The sequence below is a fragment of the Gemmata obscuriglobus genome, assembly GCF_008065095.1.
In the GTDB taxonomy this organism is placed as follows: domain Bacteria; phylum Planctomycetota; class Planctomycetia; order Gemmatales; family Gemmataceae; genus Gemmata; species Gemmata obscuriglobus.
Genome location: NZ_CP042911.1, coordinates 5,962,308 through 5,978,688, shown reverse-complemented (window position 1 = coordinate 5,978,688; position 16,381 = coordinate 5,962,308). Strand labels below are relative to the sequence as shown.

Below are 16,381 nucleotides of genomic sequence, written 5' to 3'. Positions count from 1 at the left end.
GGACGAAACACATCGACGCCTGAAACACGGTCGCCTCCGGTGTCGAACCGATGAACCGACCCAGGGCGAAGATCGCCGTCACCTTTTGGAACGTGCCTTCGATGGTCCACCGGATGCGGTACAGGTCCAACAGATCGGTCGCCGGGTATGGGGCCGAATCGAGCAGGTCCGTGAGGATTGTAATCGCTTCGCCCACCGGGCGCGCGACGGTGATCCGCCGGACGTACCGGCGGAGCTTGTCCTTGGGCTTCCCGGCCCACCCCCATTCTTCGACCACGGCTCGTTGGGATGGGTCCGCGGTCGTGACCGCGGGGCGCTTCGGGTCGGGTTCGAACGACAGGGTCCGCGCGTACCGCACCACGAAATGACCATTGTCCTTGGTGAACTCGGCGAAGTGCTTCGACGCACAGAACAACCGATCCCCGACCACCAGTTTCGCCGGACCGCCTCGGGCGTGCACTCGGGGCATCAAATCGGGGATCAGTTTGGCCTCGTTGGTTTCGCCATCGAGATCGGCCGCCATGTCGAGCACCAACCCGTCACGGGGCCGGTACGCCACGAGCAGTTTTCCGCCCAAGAGCTTGCCCGGTGTGCCCCGCGTGTCGACGAGTCGCTTGGCCACCTTCTTGAGACTCTTGCCGTCGAGGATCAGAACCTCCAGGCGGTCGAAGGAGGTCGGAAGGCGGTGCGCGACGACCTCGGGGAACAGGGCGGTGAACCGGTCGGTGACGTCCCGCAGGAACGCTTCGCTCAGGCCCCGGGGGATGCGCCGGAGCTTGCCGTAGAACGCTTCGTGGCACCCGTCGTCGGGTTGCCGGTGGCGTCGCAGGTGGGCCTGCCGCCCCGAGCCCTGGTGTTCGATGAGCGCATCGAAGATCCAGGTGACCAGTTGGGCGAAGGTCACGACGTCCTCATAGCCGCGTCCCCGATGTCGCTCGTAGAGGTCCGCGAGGACCGGGTCGGGAACGCCATAGGCGAAGAGTGCGAGCGACGCGTGGGCCAGTGGCAGGCCCTCCAGGACCTGGCGCGCGAAGTCCGTGGGCGCGTGCGGTTGGGAGCGTGGGACGCGCTGATGAGGTGGCAGAATCACGGTGACCTCCATGTCCCGGGTCGCGGACCCCGCACCACCCCGCGTCCCACGACCACTCGGTTAACCCCAATTTCGTCGCAGTGAAAACCCTAAATCAGCAATCCGCAATCAGTTATACAAATCCAAGATGTGCATAGCACTGACATCACTCCCCAGGACACCGCGCTGGCGAACGCCCTGGACCGCATCCCCGAGACGGTGAGCTACACCCGCCGGTTTCCCCTCGGGAAGTACCGCGGCTTGGCTTTCGGCATCGAGCGTCATCCCGTCGGGGGAGCGGACGTTTACCTCGAAGGGCAAGCCTCGCGTACCGGGTTGCTTTCGTCACATGGGCCGCGCGCCGTGCTGAACGCGCTCGGGAGGCTTGCGGACTCCTACGGCGAGCTGATCGACCGGGCGAAGCAGGACCGCGAACTCGCACAGCGGCAGCTCGCGGATTACGAGGCCCGGATCGGGCGGGTGTTCCAGCACACAGCGTACATGGAAGAGCTCACGGGCCTGCGGGACCGGCTGAAGACATCCCTCTCGGGCACCCCAGCGGAGGGCGAACCCACGGCGGGCGAACTCGCGGAGCAGATCAAGGCGCTGAAGGCAGGCCACCAGGTGGAAGCGGCACCGGCGCGGGTCCGTGAGAAACCGAAAGCGGAACGGCGGCGGAGTGAGCGAGTGGTTATGGCGGAAGAGGCGAAACCGGTCGAGGAGCCGAAGCCGGAAGAAACGAAGCCTGCGGACGATAAGCCCGATGATGGGCCAGGAGCGCAAGGGGCCGTTCCGGCGTTCGCGGTGCGGGTGAAGAGGCTACAGCAGCGGTCGCTGTTTTAGCAACGCTGATTGAACGTTCGTGCCACTCTCGATACCGTGGCTGATGGTGATAGCAGCAAACCAGGTATAGTGGACCCCGAAAACTGGACCGCCGGTTAAGCTATACCGGAGGCCCAGGAAAGGGGAACCCATGGCGGGCAAGCGGAAGAGTCACTCGGCGGCGTTCAAGGCCCAGGTCGCGCTGGCGGCCCTCAAGGGCGACAAGACCATCAACGAACTGGCGAGTCAGCACGGCGTCCACCCGACCCTGATTCATGGGTGGAAGAAGCAGTTGCTCACCGGGGCCGAGGCCGTGTTCGCCTCGGGGGCGAAGGGCACCGGCCCCCCGGAAGACAAGACGACCGAGTTGTACGAGCAGATCGGCCGCCTCAAGGTGGAACTCGACTGGGTGAAAAAAAAATCGGCCGCCCTCGGCTGAGGCCAAGCGTGCCCGGATCGAGGCCGAGCACCCGGAGCTGAGCGTCCGGCGCCAGTGCGAGCTGATCGGATTGAACCGCTCGACGGTGTACTACGAGCCGACCCCGGAGAGCGCGGAGAACCTGACGCTGATGCGGTTGATCGACGAGCAGTACACGACGTGCCCGTTCTACGGGAGCCGGCGCCTGGCCGCGTGGCTGGGCACCCAGGGCCACGAGGTGAACCGCAAGCGGGTGCAGCGGCTGTTGCGGATCATGGGGTTGGAGGCCCTGTACCCCAAGCCCAAGCTGTCGGTCGGGTCCGGGCACAAGGTGTACCCGTACCTGTTGCGGGGCGTGGCCATCGACCGGGTCCATCAGGTGTGGAGCACGGACATCACGTACATCCCGATGCCCACCGGGTTCATGTACCTGGCCGCAACGATGGACTGGTTCAGCCGGTACGTGGTGGCCTGGCGACTGTCCAACACGTTGGACGGGTCATTCTGCCAGGACATGCTGGAGGAGGCCTTGGGCCGGGGCAAGCCGGAGGTGTTCAACACGGACCAGGGAGTCCAGTTCACGGCCGCCGCGTGGGTCGGGCGATTGGAGCGGGCCGGGGTCGCGGTGAGCATGGACGGGCGGGGCCGGTGCCTGGACAACGTGTTCGTGGAGCGCCTGTGGCGGAGCGTCAAGTACGAGGACGTGTACCTCAAGGGTTACGAGTCGGTGCCGGCCCTGGAGAGTGGGCTCCGGGCGTACTTCGGGTTCTACAACACCGAGCGGTTACACCAGTCCCTGGACTACCGCACCCCGGCTCAGGTGTATGGCGTCGGAGCCACGAAGGCCCCGACGAAACAGTAGCGAAGGATAGCAACTTTTTGGTCTAGACAATGGGGTCCACTGTAGCGTGTGGTGGCGGATACGGTGGCCCACCTGAGCGATAAGGACGTCGGGCTGAAGTTGGACACGTTCCCGGCCGAGGTGCGACGGTTCATCTTCCCGTACCGGAAAGCCGCGGGCGACCTGATGTGCGGGCGCACGCGTGACTTGATCTTCCGCTCGATCCGGCCCGACGGCAATCGGCTGGCGGGTTACACGCCATCGACCGCAATGAATCGCGTGATGGACGAGGCCGCATGACCGCGCTCGTCCGCATGCAGTTCGGCTCCCACGTCTACGGCACGAACGTCCCCACCAGCGATCACGACTACAAGGCGGTTCACTTCCCCGACGGTCGCGAGATCCTGCTCCAGCGGGTCCAGAACGCGATCAACGTGAAGACGAAGCAAGACGGCACCCAGAAGAACGGGCCGGACGACATCGACTTCGAGTCGTTCTCGCTCCAGAAGTACATGAAGCTGTTGCTGGACGGGCAGACGGTCGCCATCACGATGCTGTTCACGCCGGAACGGTGGATCATTGAGTCGTTGCCCCTGTGGGACGAGATTCGGGCCAATAAGCACCTGTGGCTTCACCGTGGGGTTGCCGCGTTCGCCGGGTATTGCCGCCAGCAGGCCAATAAATACGGGATCAAGGGCTCGCGCGTCGCAGTGACACGTGCGATGGTCGGCTTCCTGCAGAACCGCATCGAGGCCAGCTACCCGGCCTGCAAGCTGTCCCAGCACTGGGACGAGCTGATAGCGATTATGAGCGGGCAGGAGCACGTCGAGTTCCTCACGGACTCGTTGCGCGGTCGGCCCGAGTGCGTGGTGCGGATGGTGTCGGTCTGCAACCGGAAGGCGCAGGAGCACGTCACGCTCAAGGAGGCGCTCAAGATCTACCAGCACCTGCTCGACGAGTACGGCCACCGGGCGCGGCTGGCGGAGACCAACGAGGGTGTGGACTGGAAGGCGCTCATGCATGCCGTGCGGGTGTGCCGGGAGGCGGAAGAGTTGCTGACGCACCACACGGTGAGCTACCCGCGGCCCGAGGCCGAACTACTGCTCCAGATCCGTAAAGGCCAATTGCCGTACCGGCAGGTGGCGGAGTTGATCGAGGACGGGATGGTGCGCCTGGAAGAGTGCCAGCGGCTTTCAGCGCTGCCCGAGAAACCGGACTACGATGCGGCTGATGACCTGGTGGCTTCGGCTTACCGAAATCGGGTCACACTCGTGGAGGGACGGTGATCCCGCTCCTCTACGTCTTCGCGCTCTGCACCGCCATCGACGGTGATACTCTCCGGTGCGGCGACGAGCGCGTGCGGCTCGCCCGGATCGATTCTGTGGAACGCGGGCAGCCCGGCTTCCAGGAAGCTAAGGACGCCATGCGGTTGATGATCGAGGGGAAAGAGGTCCGCTGCTATGTGCGAAAGCGCGAGAAGTATGGGCGGCTCCTCGGCGAGTGCGGGACGGCAGAGACGCCGTCGCTGAGTGACGCGATGCTGGACCGTGGCCTGGCGGAACCGTACCGCGGTAAGCCCTGAGTTACGCCTCCAGCACGCGCTCCCAGGTCCGGGCGATGATCGCCTTCTCGGGGGCCTTTTCGGCGGACATCTCCGCCTTCACGCGGCGGGTGAGCTTCAGGACATACGCCATGTCGCAGAGCATCTTCTCGGCGGCGGCGACTTCCATCGCGGCGGCAACCGGGGTGACTTCGGTGGTGCTGGTAATCGGGGTCATGGTCGGCTTCCTTACCGTTGAGTTTCCTTCGTTGGAAAGCATCAAAGCACCGGCCATGCCGGATCGTGAATGATTTGGTCGAAATCGCTCCACAACCTAGGATTTCAAGCGTTTGGTGGCATTCGAGTCTGTAATCGCCGCGGACGTGGTTGCAACGCGACCGGTGTAACCGTTGCGACTTTACGGAAAGAGTACATTCCGTGACTGGAGGAGCTACAACTCGCGCGTGGGGGCAGAAAACACTTATCTTGGTGCCGAATAAAGCCGAGGTGACCGGCGATTCTGGTTTGCTTGTAAGCCCCACGCGCAACGGGAGTAAAGCTGGGTGATGGCACAGTCAACGACGTGCCGCGGGTGTCATGACGAGTTGGTTGTTTGCACCGGGTCCGGTCGACGAAAAGGGGCTGTGGCCCCGCCAATACACCATTCCGAATCCCGCCGACGCGCGATGCCCGTCACCACCGACACGGGCGGACAAAGAGTTGAACCGATCGACGCGCGTGGGCCTCTAACTCTTGTTGCCTGACGCCCGAGCCGGCCGATTGCGGGGGTGGAGTAGTTAGTTAACTCGTCGGGCTAATCCCCCGAAGCCGTGGGTGCGAACCCCACCCTCCGCACTTCTGACCCTTTAAAACGACAACGGCCCCGGCACACTCGCGAGAAGTGCCGGGGCCGCTTCGTTGTCTGACCGTTACTTGGTGAACAGCTTGGCGATGGTGATTACCTGGTCCGCGCCGAGTTTGTCACACAGGGCCTTGATCGCTTCGACCTGGCCCGCCACCCCGATGGTGCCGTTCGCCGGGGAGGTAGTGCGGGCCGCAGCCGGAACCGCGACGGGGGCCTTCGCCGTGGACTTAGCTTTCTTCCCCGCCGTGGTGATCTTCGACTTTATGGTCGAGAACGCCTGGTTGCTGAGGGTGATGCCGAACTTCTCCTTAACGTAGGGCACGCCGTCCACAGGGAGTTCGTTGCCCTCGTCGAGTGCCTTCTGCACGGCGACCCGCTGGGTGATCTTCTCGGCGGGGGCGGTCTCCTCGGCCGGGGTCTCAACGGTCGGCTCGGCGGCTTTCTTCTTGGCCATGATGGTGCGACTCGGTGGTGGGGTGCGGGCTATACATATCCTGTAACCCGCAGCCCCGTCCCAGTCCAGCAACCGTTACCGAATTACCCGACCCTGGCTTTCTCCGTGCGCGGTACAACCGAATCTGAAAATGCCATCTCAGTAGTGGAGTGAAGCTTTTTGCTCCAGTTCGGGAGCGGATCGGAAAGAAGGTGCTGGCCGGTGTAGATGCTGCCGATGCAAGTCTTGCAGCCCAGCTTTACAAAGCGAAATGAGAGGCCAGAAACGACGAATCGCTGCCGTGCCGGGTTCAGCAGGCAGCGATCACGGATGATTCGTGCAGCGAGTTAGATGGAGCGACCCGAGACCTGGCGTGGGGCTGGCGTCTCGCGCACCCCGACGACCTTGGTGGCGTGCATGAGGTACGCGAGTTCCAGCAGCATGGCGGGAACGGGGCGTGCGGTGCTGGCCTTCTTGCTGTTCTTGCGGTTGGTTGGTTGGGTGGCGGTCATCGGGGACATCCTGTACGGGTGGGGGCGTCCGTTCGGCTGCCGGAATTCTGCACGCTGCGTGCCACCGGGCACAAAATGGAGCGGGGTGCCTTCTGCCTCTGGAAATGCCCTCCCTTGCCTTTCACGCCGTCAGCCGTCGGGGTGTAGCTTTCGCGGGGTATATCGTCGAATAGACGACCCCGCGGAAGCGGAACCCCAGAGGCGAAAGGCGGGATCGGGATGGCTTTCTAAATCACGCTTGATGCCTGAGGAGGCAGCGGAGCGGGGGGCCTTTGATGCCTTCCCCCGTGTTGGCTGCCTTTATCTGCTGTGCCCGCGCTCGTCCTTGCCCTTGAACAGCTTGAACACCTCGTGAACGGCCTGAAAGGCGCACGGCAGGGCCATGATAAAGATGGCGCCCACCGAGACTTTCTGAAGCAGCATCGCGTCCCGCTCGCTGGCCGTCTTGGCCATGTGCTGTGCCTCGCGCGCGACATGTAGCGGATTGTGTGCGAATCCGCTCACCGGTCGGCCCGAGGAAAGAGGGCCGGGCAGTACCCGTAGTCGAGGCACGAGCACCCGGTGAGCGTGAGAAGGATGAGTAGGGAGAGGGTCGGTCGGGTCATGGGCTCTCTGTGTTGTTGGCTCCTTATAGCGCGCCCCGTGTGCGATGCCAACAACAAAAGGGGCGAGGGTATGATCCCCCGCCCCTCTCGGTATCAGGTGCCGCCGGTTAGCGGTCCTTGGGCTTCTGCACGTTGGTGCTTTCGGTCGTGGTGTCGCCGGTGGACGGTTCCACCTTTTCAACCTGGCCGGGGGCCTTCGGGTTGTGAACGGTGGTTTCGTTGCCGGTGTACTCGTGAGGGGTGCGGGTGTTGGTCATGTGCGTGCCTTTCTGCTGGTGGTTCGCTCGGCGAGCGGTACCCCGACAGTAGGCCTTTGCGTGTAAAGATTCGATGCGTTTTTGTTGCCGGCGCGCGGCGGGACGGCTGACGGATCGGGTTGCCAGAACGGGCAGATGGTACCCAACTTACCAGAGCGTGGGAAGCCGAATTCCCTGTCGGCCAAGCGGCATCGAAACTTGGGGCCAATTCGCGGATGGCTCCACCCGTTAGGGTTCGTGTTCTACGGTGAATCACGGGCGAACGGGCTGTCGGCTCGTCGCCCGAAAAACTTTAGCGGTTCCGGTCCGGCGGTTGCAAGGTTGCAAGGGGGTGTAGCAACGTTTCCTGGTGCCGCCCCAGTTTGCCGAGTCAGTTCGATTCCCAGTACGCGTCCCAAGTTCCGCTGTAGAGGGCGCAGCAGACGCCCGCGATGCGATTCACGTTCTCCGGCACCCACCGCGCGTTGTTCGCTTTCAGACGCCGGCCGATGAGGTTCTTCGCGGCCCCCTCGATCAGACCGCTCCCGATCGTCTGGCCACGCCGCAATCGCAACGCATACGTCAGCCGGTCCTGGTGACCGGCCAAATAGTTCAACATCCCACCCAACGACGCCCCATCGCCCCCGCGCGGGTGCAACCCCAACTCACCGACCCAATCCACCACACCCGTGTAACCGTCGCCCAGTAACAACTCTCGGCCTCGTGCCGTCGCCTCGTCCACCGCCTCGGGGGCATTGACCAAGTACCCCCTCGCCGCATGCGACACGTATTCCAGGGCGTGAAAGATGTCCAACACCCCTCGCGCGTTGGGGAACGCTTCGGCGGTCCGATTCCAGATCCACTCGGCCCCATCGGCCAACACGCTCAACCGCGACTGCGGATCGATCCCCAGGTGCTCGGCCCGCGGCACCCACTGCGACGCGAACGCGTCGCTCTCCGCAACCTCCGCGAACGCGAACCGGGCCGTCGGGGCGGGCAACGTGCGCGTGTCCCACTCGGCAACCGTCGCCCCGGGGCCCGGAACTCGCTTCACGAAGATCCCGATCTTCGCGTCCCGCCACCCGCTCACGGTGTTCACCTTGGTCGCATCGGTCTCGAATTCGATGTCCCCCGAAGCGGTCCGAAAAGGGACTGCGGCTTCGGGCGCCGAGGCTCCAAACGCCGCCAGCTTCGGGCCTTCTCGTAACGTGCGCGGACGGATCAACTCATCGGATACTTCGACCCCACAGAACCGCGTCAGGTTGGTGCGTGCCGCGTCGAACGACCAACTCCCGCCGGCCAGCACGATCAGCTGCAGCGCCTCGGGTGAGACGGAATCCGTCAGCCCGATGCGGTCATCCAGCGGGCACCCCGAGTCCCGGCACCCGGGGCACACGAAGTAGGTGCGGCGGAGTTCGATGGTGCCGACGGCGGTCACCAGTTGGTGGTCGGATCGGCCCTTGTTGGCGCGTCGCGTGCCGCACCCGCAGGTGCGGCTCGGGGCCCCTTTTTTTCGCCCCCCTCGGCCTGGGCTTGTAACACGATCGCCAGTGACCGACGCAACAGCTCCCGGCCCTGCTCCAGGACGCACGCCTCGGCCAACCGGAGCACCTGCCCATCGGGGGCGTCCGTCGCCGTGCGGGCGAGTTGCCGGGCGTAAGCCAAGGCCTGTTCCAAGATCAACGCTTCCGTTGCATTCTCGGCGGTGAACGTCGTTGACATCGGGGGCGTCCTTTCCCGGTTCGGGGGCAGATCTCCTCATTTACCAACGGGTTCCAAAAAACACCAGGAAACGTTGCTACACCCGTTGCAAGGACTGGGACAGAATCACACGCCACCCCCTCACGGACGAGGCCACCATGCTCGTACTCACCCGCAAGACCGGCCAAGAGATCGTCATCGACGGCGACATCCGCATCACCGTGACGTCCTGCGGGGACGGCCGCGTGAAGCTCGGGATCAAGGCCCCGCCGCACATCAAAGTGGACCGCTCCGAGGTGGCCGCCCGCATCGCTGCGGAAGATGCCGAGTGCGTCGTGGAACTGGCCTGCCGTTGACAGCCCCGGCCTGCGTGCTTATCCTCCCGCCCACTCGGACACGAGCCAGGACGGCGAACGGTGTCGCGCGGGCATGGATGCCTTCGCCTGAGTGGAACCCCCGCCGCTTGCTCTGACCGGGTGGGCGGCGGGGTTGTCTTTTAAGGTGTGCCGCGCTTACAGGGCGTTGACGAGGGCATTGTGCCGGGTCGCACACTCGCGGTACAGGCCGAGCAGGTCGAGGTGGTCCGTCACGAGGTCGTCCGCGGTCGTGCCCTCGAACGGGGCGGGCGGGGGGCACTCCGTCATCAGGTTAGCGGGCGGCGGGGTGAGCAGCGCTGGCGTCTTTGAGCACGCGGACAGCGTCAGCATCAAGCTGGCAAACAGCACGGTCTTTCTGGGCACGGATGGCGGTCCACTTCTTGTTGAGGGTTGCAAGGGCCAGCCGATCCGCCTGCATCTCGGCTTCGGCCTTCTTCGCCAGGGCGTTTTGGCGGTCGATCCTCTCGGCAGTGGCCGCGATCTGCTGGCGCAAGATGTCGGCCTGTCCGGCTTCGTCGTAGATGCCCTTCATCCACCCGCCGAAGAGTAGCAGCGCGAGGACGCCGAGGGCGATGAGGTACGGCTTGGCGATCATTTCAACCCCGCCAGGCACAAGGCGATCTCGTCGTTGCGACGGTTGATGAGGCCATAGCAATTGTTGCTCCTGACGCGGCAGTCCTTGCCGCCGGCGGTGTACCAATTCGCCATGGCGCGGCACCCGGCGGCGATGTTTCCGGCGTTGGTCAGGCGGAGCGTGGTGGAGCGGGCATACGCGGCGATGCCGATGTTGTACGCCATGCTGGTGTGAGCCGCGAGCGTGGCCGGTGACAGCTCGACCTTGTGGAGCGCATGCACCTGGGCCATGAACTGCCCGACGCGGGACTTGGTGAGTGCGTCGCAGGCTTCCTTGGTGGCGACCTGCTCCGCCTTCACGCCGGAGGTTTCTCCGTGGCAGATGGTGTAGACCCCGCCGACGTCCTGGTACGCCTTCAGGCTCTCGCCCTCGTGGTCGGTGATGAACGGGATCGCGAGCAGCATGGCCGCGGCGATCAGCCCGCCCCCTTTGACGACCTGGCTTTTACTCGCCACCGATCGGGCCTTTCCCGCCGTACATGCCACTTAAAATCCACACGGTGACCGCCGTGACGGCCATCCAAAAAGGTGTCGAAACGAAGGACCATACGCCCTTCGCGGTTCCGGTGAAGGCGGCTACTTTACCGTCCTTGTTGCTGTTCACCAGCTCCAACTTGTTGACCCGCTCGTTCAGGCCCATGATTCCGGCCCCGTCCATCTTGTCGCGCCACGACTCCAGGCCCTCGATCTTCGCGCCTTGCGCGGCGATGGTGCTGGTGGCCTCGTTCAGCTTCTCGTTGACGATGCTGATGCCGGTGATGGCGTTGAGGGCGTTGTTCAGGTCGTGGCGGATGGTGCGGATGTCGCCCTTCTGCTCGGCCATGGTTTCGCGCATGCTCGCGATGTCCTTCTCCATGCCGACCGTGGCCCCGATGCGCTCGTTCAGGCGGCTGATCCCCTGCACGGCTTCCTTCATCACGTCCATGTCGCTGTCGTGGCGCTTTTCCGAGTTCTCGACGATGGTGGCGAGGCGGGTGACGTTGACCGTCAGCTCGTGAATGTCCTTCGAGTTCTTCCGCACGTCTTCTTCAACGGTCATTGGGCCTCCTGCCGGTTGATCATGTCACACTTGTTTCGTTCGCGCAACGGTCACGAGACGAGCACCGCGTTTAAGGTCGAGGTGAACGCCTCGGCGGTGCCCGCGTTGTCGCGGTTCAGGTAGGTGGTGATGCTCGTGCCGGTGGAGACCGAGATCTGGGCCTTGTAGGTGACGGCCGAGGTGGTCGCGGGCGCGTCGGTGAAGGACACGGGGATGGAGACGGCGAACGCGGCGTTGTAGATGTACTGCGACGCGGAGTACACGACGGTGGCGTCGCGGAGGATCTGGACGCGGACGTACACGTTGCTCGCGCTGCCGACGTGGAGCGCCCCGGTGACGAGAACCTTTTGCGCGACGTCCACCGGGGAGAGGGCCACGCCGGTCAGGCCGGTAACGTCGCTAAACGAGCCCGCGGTGAGCGAGAAGGTCACGGGCGATGGCTGCGTGGCCGACGCGGAGGCGGGGCTGGCGGACGCGTTGAGGGTGGTGCCACTCATCGAGAGCCCGGTGCCCAGGGAGATCGCCGCCTTGCCCCCGATCGAGCCGACGCCGAGCAGTTTGCTCGCCGACAGGGCGGGCTCGTAGGACAGCATGCGCCAGTTGCCCGAGCCGAGGTACAGCCAGGTGGCGGTGGCACCGGCCGCGGTGGTGATGTTGGCCCCGCCGATGAGGATCAGGCTGGTGGCGTTGTGGGTGAGCGTGAGCGCGCCGGTGAACCGGGTGAAGTACAGCGGGCTTGCCACATTCGCGCCGCTGCCGAGCGAGGTGATGGTGGTGGTGCCGGTGATGGCCACCAGGTATGACCCGGCGCCCCCGAGGTTGGTGGTGGCGGTGGCCGGGAGCGTGGCCTCGGCGCCCGGGTACACGTAGGCGGTCAGGAAGCTCGCCAGCGACACACCGTTGATGAACGGCATGAAGTTGTTCGTGGTGGTGTTGAACTCCCCGACCTTGATGTCGTCGCTCCCGTCGAACAGGTACAGGGACCAGACTGAGCTGCTCGGGGTGTTGTCGTCGAGCCAGGTCTGGCCCGCGTAGGCGGTGGCGGGCCGGGCGTTGCCCTTGCTGTTGCTGCCGAGCGCCTGGAGGGCGCCGTTGAGGTCGGCCCGGACGGAGGCGCCGGGGGCGTTGTCGATGACGAGGTCGTGCTGGGACATATTACTGGGCTGCTTTCACGTTCAGTTCGCTGATTTCGATGGTGTAGGCGGGGTCGTAAGAGGTGAGTTCGAGCTTGAACTGGAACCCGCGGGCGACGAACTCGCCCGAGTGGAGCCGGTTCCACGCGGTCCAGGTGGGGCTCCCGGCCGGGTCGGTCTGGGTGGTGCGGACGAACGCCACGGCGTCGGCCGCGGCCGCGTCGGTGCCGTCGAAGTCCTCCCAGTCGTCGATGTCGGCGGTGCGCGAGTCGATCAGGTCGGACGGGTTGATGACGGTGGCCAAAAGGTGCGCGGTGAGCCGCACCCGCTGCACGCTGCCGAGGTCCATGGGGGCGTGGAACAGGTACGTGCCCGGGAGCGTCGGGTCGGTCAGGGTCAGTTTCCCGCTGGACGCCGCGCAGTTGGTCTTGGTGCCGGTGAACCCGGGGTCTTCCGTGACGGTGGCGACGATCGACAGCGCGTAGATGGTGTCCTGGGTGACGATCACGCTCGCGGCGGCGGCGGACTGGATGCCGCTGGAGTCCTCGGCCTTCACGAGGTAGATCCCGGGCATGAGCGGCAGCACCACCGAGGAGGCGTTGCCCGACACCGCGTTGCCGATGGAGGTGCTGCTGCCCCAGCCGCCGGAGGTGTCCGGGGAGTAGCGGAACACGTACTTGCCGCCGATCCGCACGTCGAGGTCGGGGGACGGGCTCCAGTTCAGGTACGCGAGCCCGCCGATGGCGCTCCAGTACAGCTCCTGCGGCTCGGTGGGCGGGGCTGCTAATCCCGAGATCTGCTTGGTGGTCTGCTCGTACACCGACGCGGCGTTGAGGGTGTTGATGGCCTTGACCCGGAAGTTGTAAGTTCCGGGGGCGATGTCCGCGACCTCGATGGTCGTCGCCGAGGTGCGCGGGAGGAGGGTCCATTCGGTGCCGGTGTCGAGCTTGTACTCGGCCTGGTACAGGTAGATGAACGCGTCGGGCGAGGCGACCCAACTCAGGACCGCTTTGGCCTTCACCCCGTCGCCGTTGCGGGTGACGTACAGCTCCTCGGTGACGGTGAGCGACACGGGCGGGGAAACGAAGAACGGGCTGGGCAGGTCGGTGTCGGGGGCGGGGTCGTAGGTCGCGGCCTGGCCGGCGCTCCACTCGTAGGACGCGCTGCTCTCCTCCTGCAGCGACAGGGTCACGGGGCCGGTGCCCTCGTGGCGCATGGACTTGATGCGGAACACCTTGTTCGCCCAGCCCACCGGGCCGTTGGTGAACCGGACCGTGTCCCACACGGCGAGGGACAGCGCGAGGTGCTTGAGTTTGAGTTCGACCTGGACGCCCTGGCGGCCCTGTTCGAGCAGCACCTTGGCGATCCGCTGAGCGGCCTCCGGGTGGTTGGTGAGGGTGAGCACCACGTCGCGGGCGATCTCCTCCCCGCCGTCCTGGGCCACGTACAGGGCGTTGCCCACGGGCGGGAAGTCGGTCGGCTGCCAGTTGCGGTCCGGGTCCACGTAGGTCCCTTTGACCCGGTTGAACAGTTCTTTGCGCGGCGGGCGGGCGCTGATCTTGATCGGCCCGGCGAGGTCGTTGAGGTCCAGGTCGGTGGCGGGCGCGTCGAACGCCCCGGCGTGCCCGCGGAACCGGCCCTGCACGTAGGTGACGGCCCCGGCCATGGCGGCCACGAGCCCGTTCAGGTTGTCGGTGCGGGCGGCGGCGGTGTCGACCACCCCGTTGATCGTGTACCGGGGCCGGGTGCCCCCGGTGGTCAGGGCCACGGCCTCGTCGCACACGTTGGCGGCGGCGCCCCAGTGGTCGTCGTTGAGCTCGTCGGCGGCGCAGTTGAACCCGTAGTCGCCGGCCATGTAGTCGTGGGCGCACAGCGCGGCGTTGTCGGTCCAGGCGGTGAGCCCGGAGCGCGGGTCGTACACCCTCTTGCCCTTCACCACGGCGCTGACGTTGGGGATGCCTTGCGGGAAGATGTCGGCGCTGAACTGCATGCGCACGTAGATGTACGCGACGCCGCGGAGGCGGTGGGCGGCGGTCCAGCCCGGGTACTCGGCGACGAGGTCCGGGTCGGCGGCCTGGGCGGCGGTGCCGAGGTGCTTCTTGACCCGGACGTAGGACTTGCCGTCCTTGAGGTACGGCGCGGTCTGCACGAACCCGCTGCCGTCGACGGTCACCGGGATCTCGTTCAGGTAGATGGTGCCGATCTCCTCGACCTCGTGCCCGGCGAGGGCCACGACCATGTGGACGAAGAGGTTGTCGCCGGTGGCGGTGGCACCGGTGGAGTCGGGACCGCTGGAGGTGGTGGTGATGAGGGCCACGGGTCCTGAGACGCGGGACCGGCCGTAGACGATCTTGTGGCTCTCGACGGAGCTGCGGACCATGATCGAGCGGCCCCGGGCCTCCTGCGGGGAGCCGCCCCCGCCGTACCCGGACGGCTTGGCGGAGAACGCGCGGCTGCCGACCACGTTGATGGAGGTGGCGACGAGGAACCCGGCGGCGGCCCCGACCAGGGCGGAGGTGACGCCGAGCCCGGCCAGCCCGGTGGCGGCGCTGCCGAACAGGACGCCCAGGGGGATGGCGCTGATCGCCGAACTGGTGGCGATCCCGGCGGCGATGCCGACGAGGGGGATGACGGGGGCCATCAGCGCACCTGCCAGGCGGCGGTGCAGTCCCGCGTCCGCGCGCGGGTGACGCCGCGCTCCGTGAGGAAATGGCTGTGGGTGCCGTTGCAGATGCCGAGGCCGTTCTGCCAGAGGACCACGTCGCCCCGCTGGGCGAAGGCCACGGCCACCCGGGGGAGCGCCAGATCGGCGATGTCCGCCGGACCGGTCAGGTCCATGGCAACGAGCAATGCGTTCAGCTCGACTTCGGACTCGTACCGCCCGCGCCAGGGCTCGGCGAAGTCCTCCCCGGTGGCGATTGTGACCCATTCGGCGCACCACAACGCGCAGTCGGTGGTGCCCCACTGGAACACGAGGTCGCGCGCCCGCTCGATGTGGTCGTTGAGGAGCTGCTCCCAGCCTTCGGTGCGCGTCACTGGAGCTTCCCGCCCCAGACGACCTGCTTCTCGGCCGACTGCTCGGCGAACTCCAGGCCCTTGTCGCCGGGGTACCGGGCCTGCTGGTCGGCGTTGTTGTAGCGCCGCACGACGGGCTTGTCCCAGGCCGCGAACCGGCTCTCGATGCCGACGGTGACGGTGAACGTGTCGCCCTGCTCGATGTCCATGGTGTCCATGCGGCCCCGGTACAGGATGGCGGGGGCGCCCGCGAGCTGCTGGGTGTCGGGGTCGATGTACCCGAGGTACAGGGTGGCGGTGCGGCCCTGGTAGTGGTCGCCGAGGGCGACGGCGCCCATGTCGCCGGGGATGTTGGACAGGGTCAGGTTGAGGGTGGTGCGGGCCAGGTCGCTGGACTCCTCGGCGGCGGTCACCCCGCCGAACTGGCCGACGCCAATGTAGGTGTCGCCGTCGAACGCGAGTTCCCCGAGGCGGGAGTGGGCGAGCACGGCGCCGCCGTCGAACTCCAGCTTGGCCATGAGGACCGGGTGGATGACGTCCTGCTCGGCGGCGGTGAGGGTGGCGGAATCGACGTCGCGGGTGCCGGTCATTAGCTGAACACCTCGGTCGCGGTAAACGTCTTGGGCTGGTAGACGCCGCGCACGTCGCACTCCCAGATGCCCTGCTGGTCGTCGGTCAGTGCCATCACGCACTTAGGGGCGTCGACCACGATCACCGCGTTGTCCACGGGGCTCGCGCGCAGCGCGGGCTTGAACCGGAGCGTTGTTTCTCCCGACCCGTCGGCCACGGCGTCCGCGATCAGCCGCTTGTACTCGCCGTTCACGGAGAAGTAGTCGCCGGTGCGGAGGAACACGGCGTCGGCCGCACAACCGTCTATGCCGAGGGCGCTGCCGGTCTGGTTCGCGCCCTTCACGAGCGGGGTGCCGCGGGCGGGGGCCGCGCGGGACGACGCAATCGGGGTCGTAGCCGTAGAACGTGTTGGCCGCACCCTCCAGTTGGTCGGTGAAGGCTTTCCATTGGGCCGCCTTGTCCCGCGTCATGGCGGGCAGGGAGAACGTCCACATCCACCGGGCGCCGCCGAGGGCGACGCGCTGCGTGGACTTGGTGAACGGGCTGGTCATGGACTGCGTGTTCCACTCCAG

At 65.9% G+C, this 16,381-nt stretch carries 22 protein-coding genes, 1 tRNA gene and 1 pseudogene; 7 read left to right on the top strand and 17 right to left on the bottom strand.

Translation table 11 applies throughout. The annotated features are described in order from the left end of the window. Window positions 1–4: 4 nt before the first annotated feature. Window positions 5–1,102: pseudogene (locus tag GobsT_RS39955) on the bottom strand (transposase); the annotation flags it as partial. 117 nt (window positions 1,103–1,219) lie between these two features. On the opposite strand from GobsT_RS39955, the gene GobsT_RS25085 reads away from it, so the two are divergent. From GobsT_RS25085 to GobsT_RS25065, 5 genes are all read left to right on the top strand, one after another. Beyond that, window positions 1,220–1,912 carry a hypothetical protein gene (locus GobsT_RS25085; RefSeq protein WP_010033242.1) on the top strand — a complete coding sequence of 231 codons (693 nt, stop codon included), beginning with the start codon at window positions 1,220–1,222 and terminating at the stop codon, window positions 1,910–1,912. A 130-nt stretch (window positions 1,913–2,042) separates the two neighbouring features. Continuing rightward, window positions 2,043–3,171, top strand: a protein-coding gene (locus GobsT_RS25080; RefSeq protein ID WP_417936319.1) for an IS3 family transposase whose coding sequence is annotated in 2 segments (ribosomal slippage) — window positions 2,043–2,321 and window positions 2,323–3,171 — 1,128 coding nt in all. Because the reading frame shifts where the segments join, the coding sequence is not laid out codon by codon here. Window positions 3,172–3,234: 63 nt separating this feature from the next. Next, entirely contained in the window at window positions 3,235–3,450 is a 216-nt protein-coding gene (locus tag GobsT_RS25075; protein WP_197905146.1) for a hypothetical protein, read from the top strand. After that, the gene (locus GobsT_RS25070; RefSeq protein ID WP_010033259.1) at window positions 3,447–4,436 is read left to right on the top strand and encodes a DNA polymerase beta superfamily protein; all 990 of its coding nucleotides are present in this window, start codon (window positions 3,447–3,449) and stop codon (window positions 4,434–4,436) included. The genes GobsT_RS25075 and GobsT_RS25070 overlap by 4 nt, the downstream gene beginning before the upstream one ends. Next, a complete protein-coding gene (locus GobsT_RS25065; protein ID WP_010033261.1) occupies window positions 4,433–4,732 on the top strand; it encodes a thermonuclease family protein in 300 nt (99 codons plus the stop codon). The genes GobsT_RS25070 and GobsT_RS25065 overlap by 4 nt, the downstream gene beginning before the upstream one ends. A 1-nt stretch (window position 4,733) precedes the next feature. On the opposite strand, the gene GobsT_RS25060 is transcribed toward GobsT_RS25065, so the two are convergent. After that, a complete protein-coding gene (locus GobsT_RS25060; protein ID WP_010033270.1) occupies window positions 4,734–4,928 on the bottom strand; it encodes a hypothetical protein in 195 nt (64 codons plus the stop codon). Window positions 4,929–5,472: 544 nt separating this feature from the next. On the opposite strand from GobsT_RS25060, the gene GobsT_RS25055 reads away from it, so the two are divergent. Then, window positions 5,473–5,545, top strand: a tRNA-Ile gene (locus GobsT_RS25055). 74 nt (window positions 5,546–5,619) lie between these two features. On the opposite strand, the gene GobsT_RS25050 is transcribed toward GobsT_RS25055, so the two are convergent. The 6 genes from GobsT_RS25050 to GobsT_RS25040 form a co-directional block, all read right to left on the bottom strand. Beyond that, entirely contained in the window at window positions 5,620–6,009 is a 390-nt protein-coding gene (locus GobsT_RS25050) for a hypothetical protein (protein WP_010033273.1), read from the bottom strand. Window positions 6,010–6,335: 326 nt separating this feature from the next. Beyond that, window positions 6,336–6,500: a hypothetical protein gene (locus GobsT_RS38140; protein WP_010033275.1), complete on the bottom strand. Its 165-nt coding sequence runs from the start codon at window positions 6,498–6,500 to the stop codon at window positions 6,336–6,338. 300 nt (window positions 6,501–6,800) lie between these two features. Beyond that, window positions 6,801–6,953: a hypothetical protein gene (locus tag GobsT_RS38135; protein WP_010033279.1), complete on the bottom strand. Its 153-nt coding sequence runs from the start codon at window positions 6,951–6,953 to the stop codon at window positions 6,801–6,803. 259 nt (window positions 6,954–7,212) lie between these two features. Then, window positions 7,213–7,362: a hypothetical protein gene (locus GobsT_RS38130; RefSeq protein WP_010033288.1), complete on the bottom strand. Its 150-nt coding sequence runs from the start codon at window positions 7,360–7,362 to the stop codon at window positions 7,213–7,215. 370 nt (window positions 7,363–7,732) lie between these two features. Beyond that, the gene (locus GobsT_RS25045) at window positions 7,733–8,779 is read right to left on the bottom strand and encodes a hypothetical protein (RefSeq protein WP_010033289.1); all 1,047 of its coding nucleotides are present in this window, start codon (window positions 8,777–8,779) and stop codon (window positions 7,733–7,735) included. Then, window positions 8,776–9,063 carry a hypothetical protein gene (locus GobsT_RS25040; protein WP_010033290.1) on the bottom strand — a complete coding sequence of 96 codons (288 nt, stop codon included), beginning with the start codon at window positions 9,061–9,063 and terminating at the stop codon, window positions 8,776–8,778. Before GobsT_RS25040 ends, GobsT_RS25045 begins: the two co-directional genes overlap by 4 nt. A 137-nt stretch (window positions 9,064–9,200) precedes the next feature. Here GobsT_RS25040 and GobsT_RS25035 point away from each other — a divergent pair, with 137 nt between their 5' ends. Then, window positions 9,201–9,398, top strand: coding sequence for a carbon storage regulator (locus tag GobsT_RS25035; protein ID WP_010033294.1), 198 nt, complete (start codon window positions 9,201–9,203; stop codon window positions 9,396–9,398). A 156-nt stretch (window positions 9,399–9,554) separates the two neighbouring features. Here the strand turns inward: GobsT_RS25035 and GobsT_RS40605 are convergent, their stop codons facing one another. The 9 genes from GobsT_RS40605 to GobsT_RS24995 are packed head-to-tail and all read right to left on the bottom strand — an operon-like array spanning window position 9,555 to window position 16,227. Further along, window positions 9,555–9,686: a hypothetical protein gene (locus GobsT_RS40605; RefSeq protein ID WP_010033297.1), complete on the bottom strand. Its 132-nt coding sequence runs from the start codon at window positions 9,684–9,686 to the stop codon at window positions 9,555–9,557. Window positions 9,687–9,690: 4 nt separating this feature from the next. Then, on the bottom strand, window positions 9,691–10,014 hold the full coding sequence (locus GobsT_RS25030) for a hypothetical protein (RefSeq protein ID WP_010033301.1): 324 nt from the start codon (window positions 10,012–10,014) through the stop codon (window positions 9,691–9,693). Beyond that, on the bottom strand, window positions 10,011–10,508 hold the full coding sequence (locus GobsT_RS25025) for a lysozyme (RefSeq protein WP_010033305.1): 498 nt from the start codon (window positions 10,506–10,508) through the stop codon (window positions 10,011–10,013). The genes GobsT_RS25030 and GobsT_RS25025 overlap by 4 nt, the downstream gene beginning before the upstream one ends. Next, entirely contained in the window at window positions 10,498–11,091 is a 594-nt protein-coding gene (locus tag GobsT_RS25020; protein ID WP_010033307.1) for a hypothetical protein, read from the bottom strand. The genes GobsT_RS25025 and GobsT_RS25020 overlap by 11 nt, the downstream gene beginning before the upstream one ends. 50 nt (window positions 11,092–11,141) lie before the next feature. After that, window positions 11,142–12,245, bottom strand: coding sequence for a hypothetical protein (locus GobsT_RS25015; protein WP_010033308.1), 1,104 nt, complete (start codon window positions 12,243–12,245; stop codon window positions 11,142–11,144). A gap of 1 nt (window position 12,246) precedes the next feature. Then, a complete protein-coding gene (locus GobsT_RS40600) occupies window positions 12,247–14,865 on the bottom strand; it encodes a TipJ family phage tail tip protein (RefSeq protein WP_010033310.1) in 2,619 nt (872 codons plus the stop codon). Further along, the gene (locus GobsT_RS38125; RefSeq protein ID WP_010033314.1) at window positions 14,865–15,260 is read right to left on the bottom strand and encodes a DUF6950 family protein; all 396 of its coding nucleotides are present in this window, start codon (window positions 15,258–15,260) and stop codon (window positions 14,865–14,867) included. Before GobsT_RS38125 ends, GobsT_RS40600 begins: the two co-directional genes overlap by 1 nt. Continuing rightward, on the bottom strand, window positions 15,257–15,829 hold the full coding sequence (locus GobsT_RS25000) for a hypothetical protein (RefSeq protein WP_010033315.1): 573 nt from the start codon (window positions 15,827–15,829) through the stop codon (window positions 15,257–15,259). The genes GobsT_RS38125 and GobsT_RS25000 overlap by 4 nt, the downstream gene beginning before the upstream one ends. Then, entirely contained in the window at window positions 15,829–16,227 is a 399-nt protein-coding gene (locus tag GobsT_RS24995) for a hypothetical protein (RefSeq protein WP_232068417.1), read from the bottom strand. The genes GobsT_RS25000 and GobsT_RS24995 overlap by 1 nt, the downstream gene beginning before the upstream one ends. Between the last annotated feature and the right edge of the window lie 154 nt (window positions 16,228–16,381).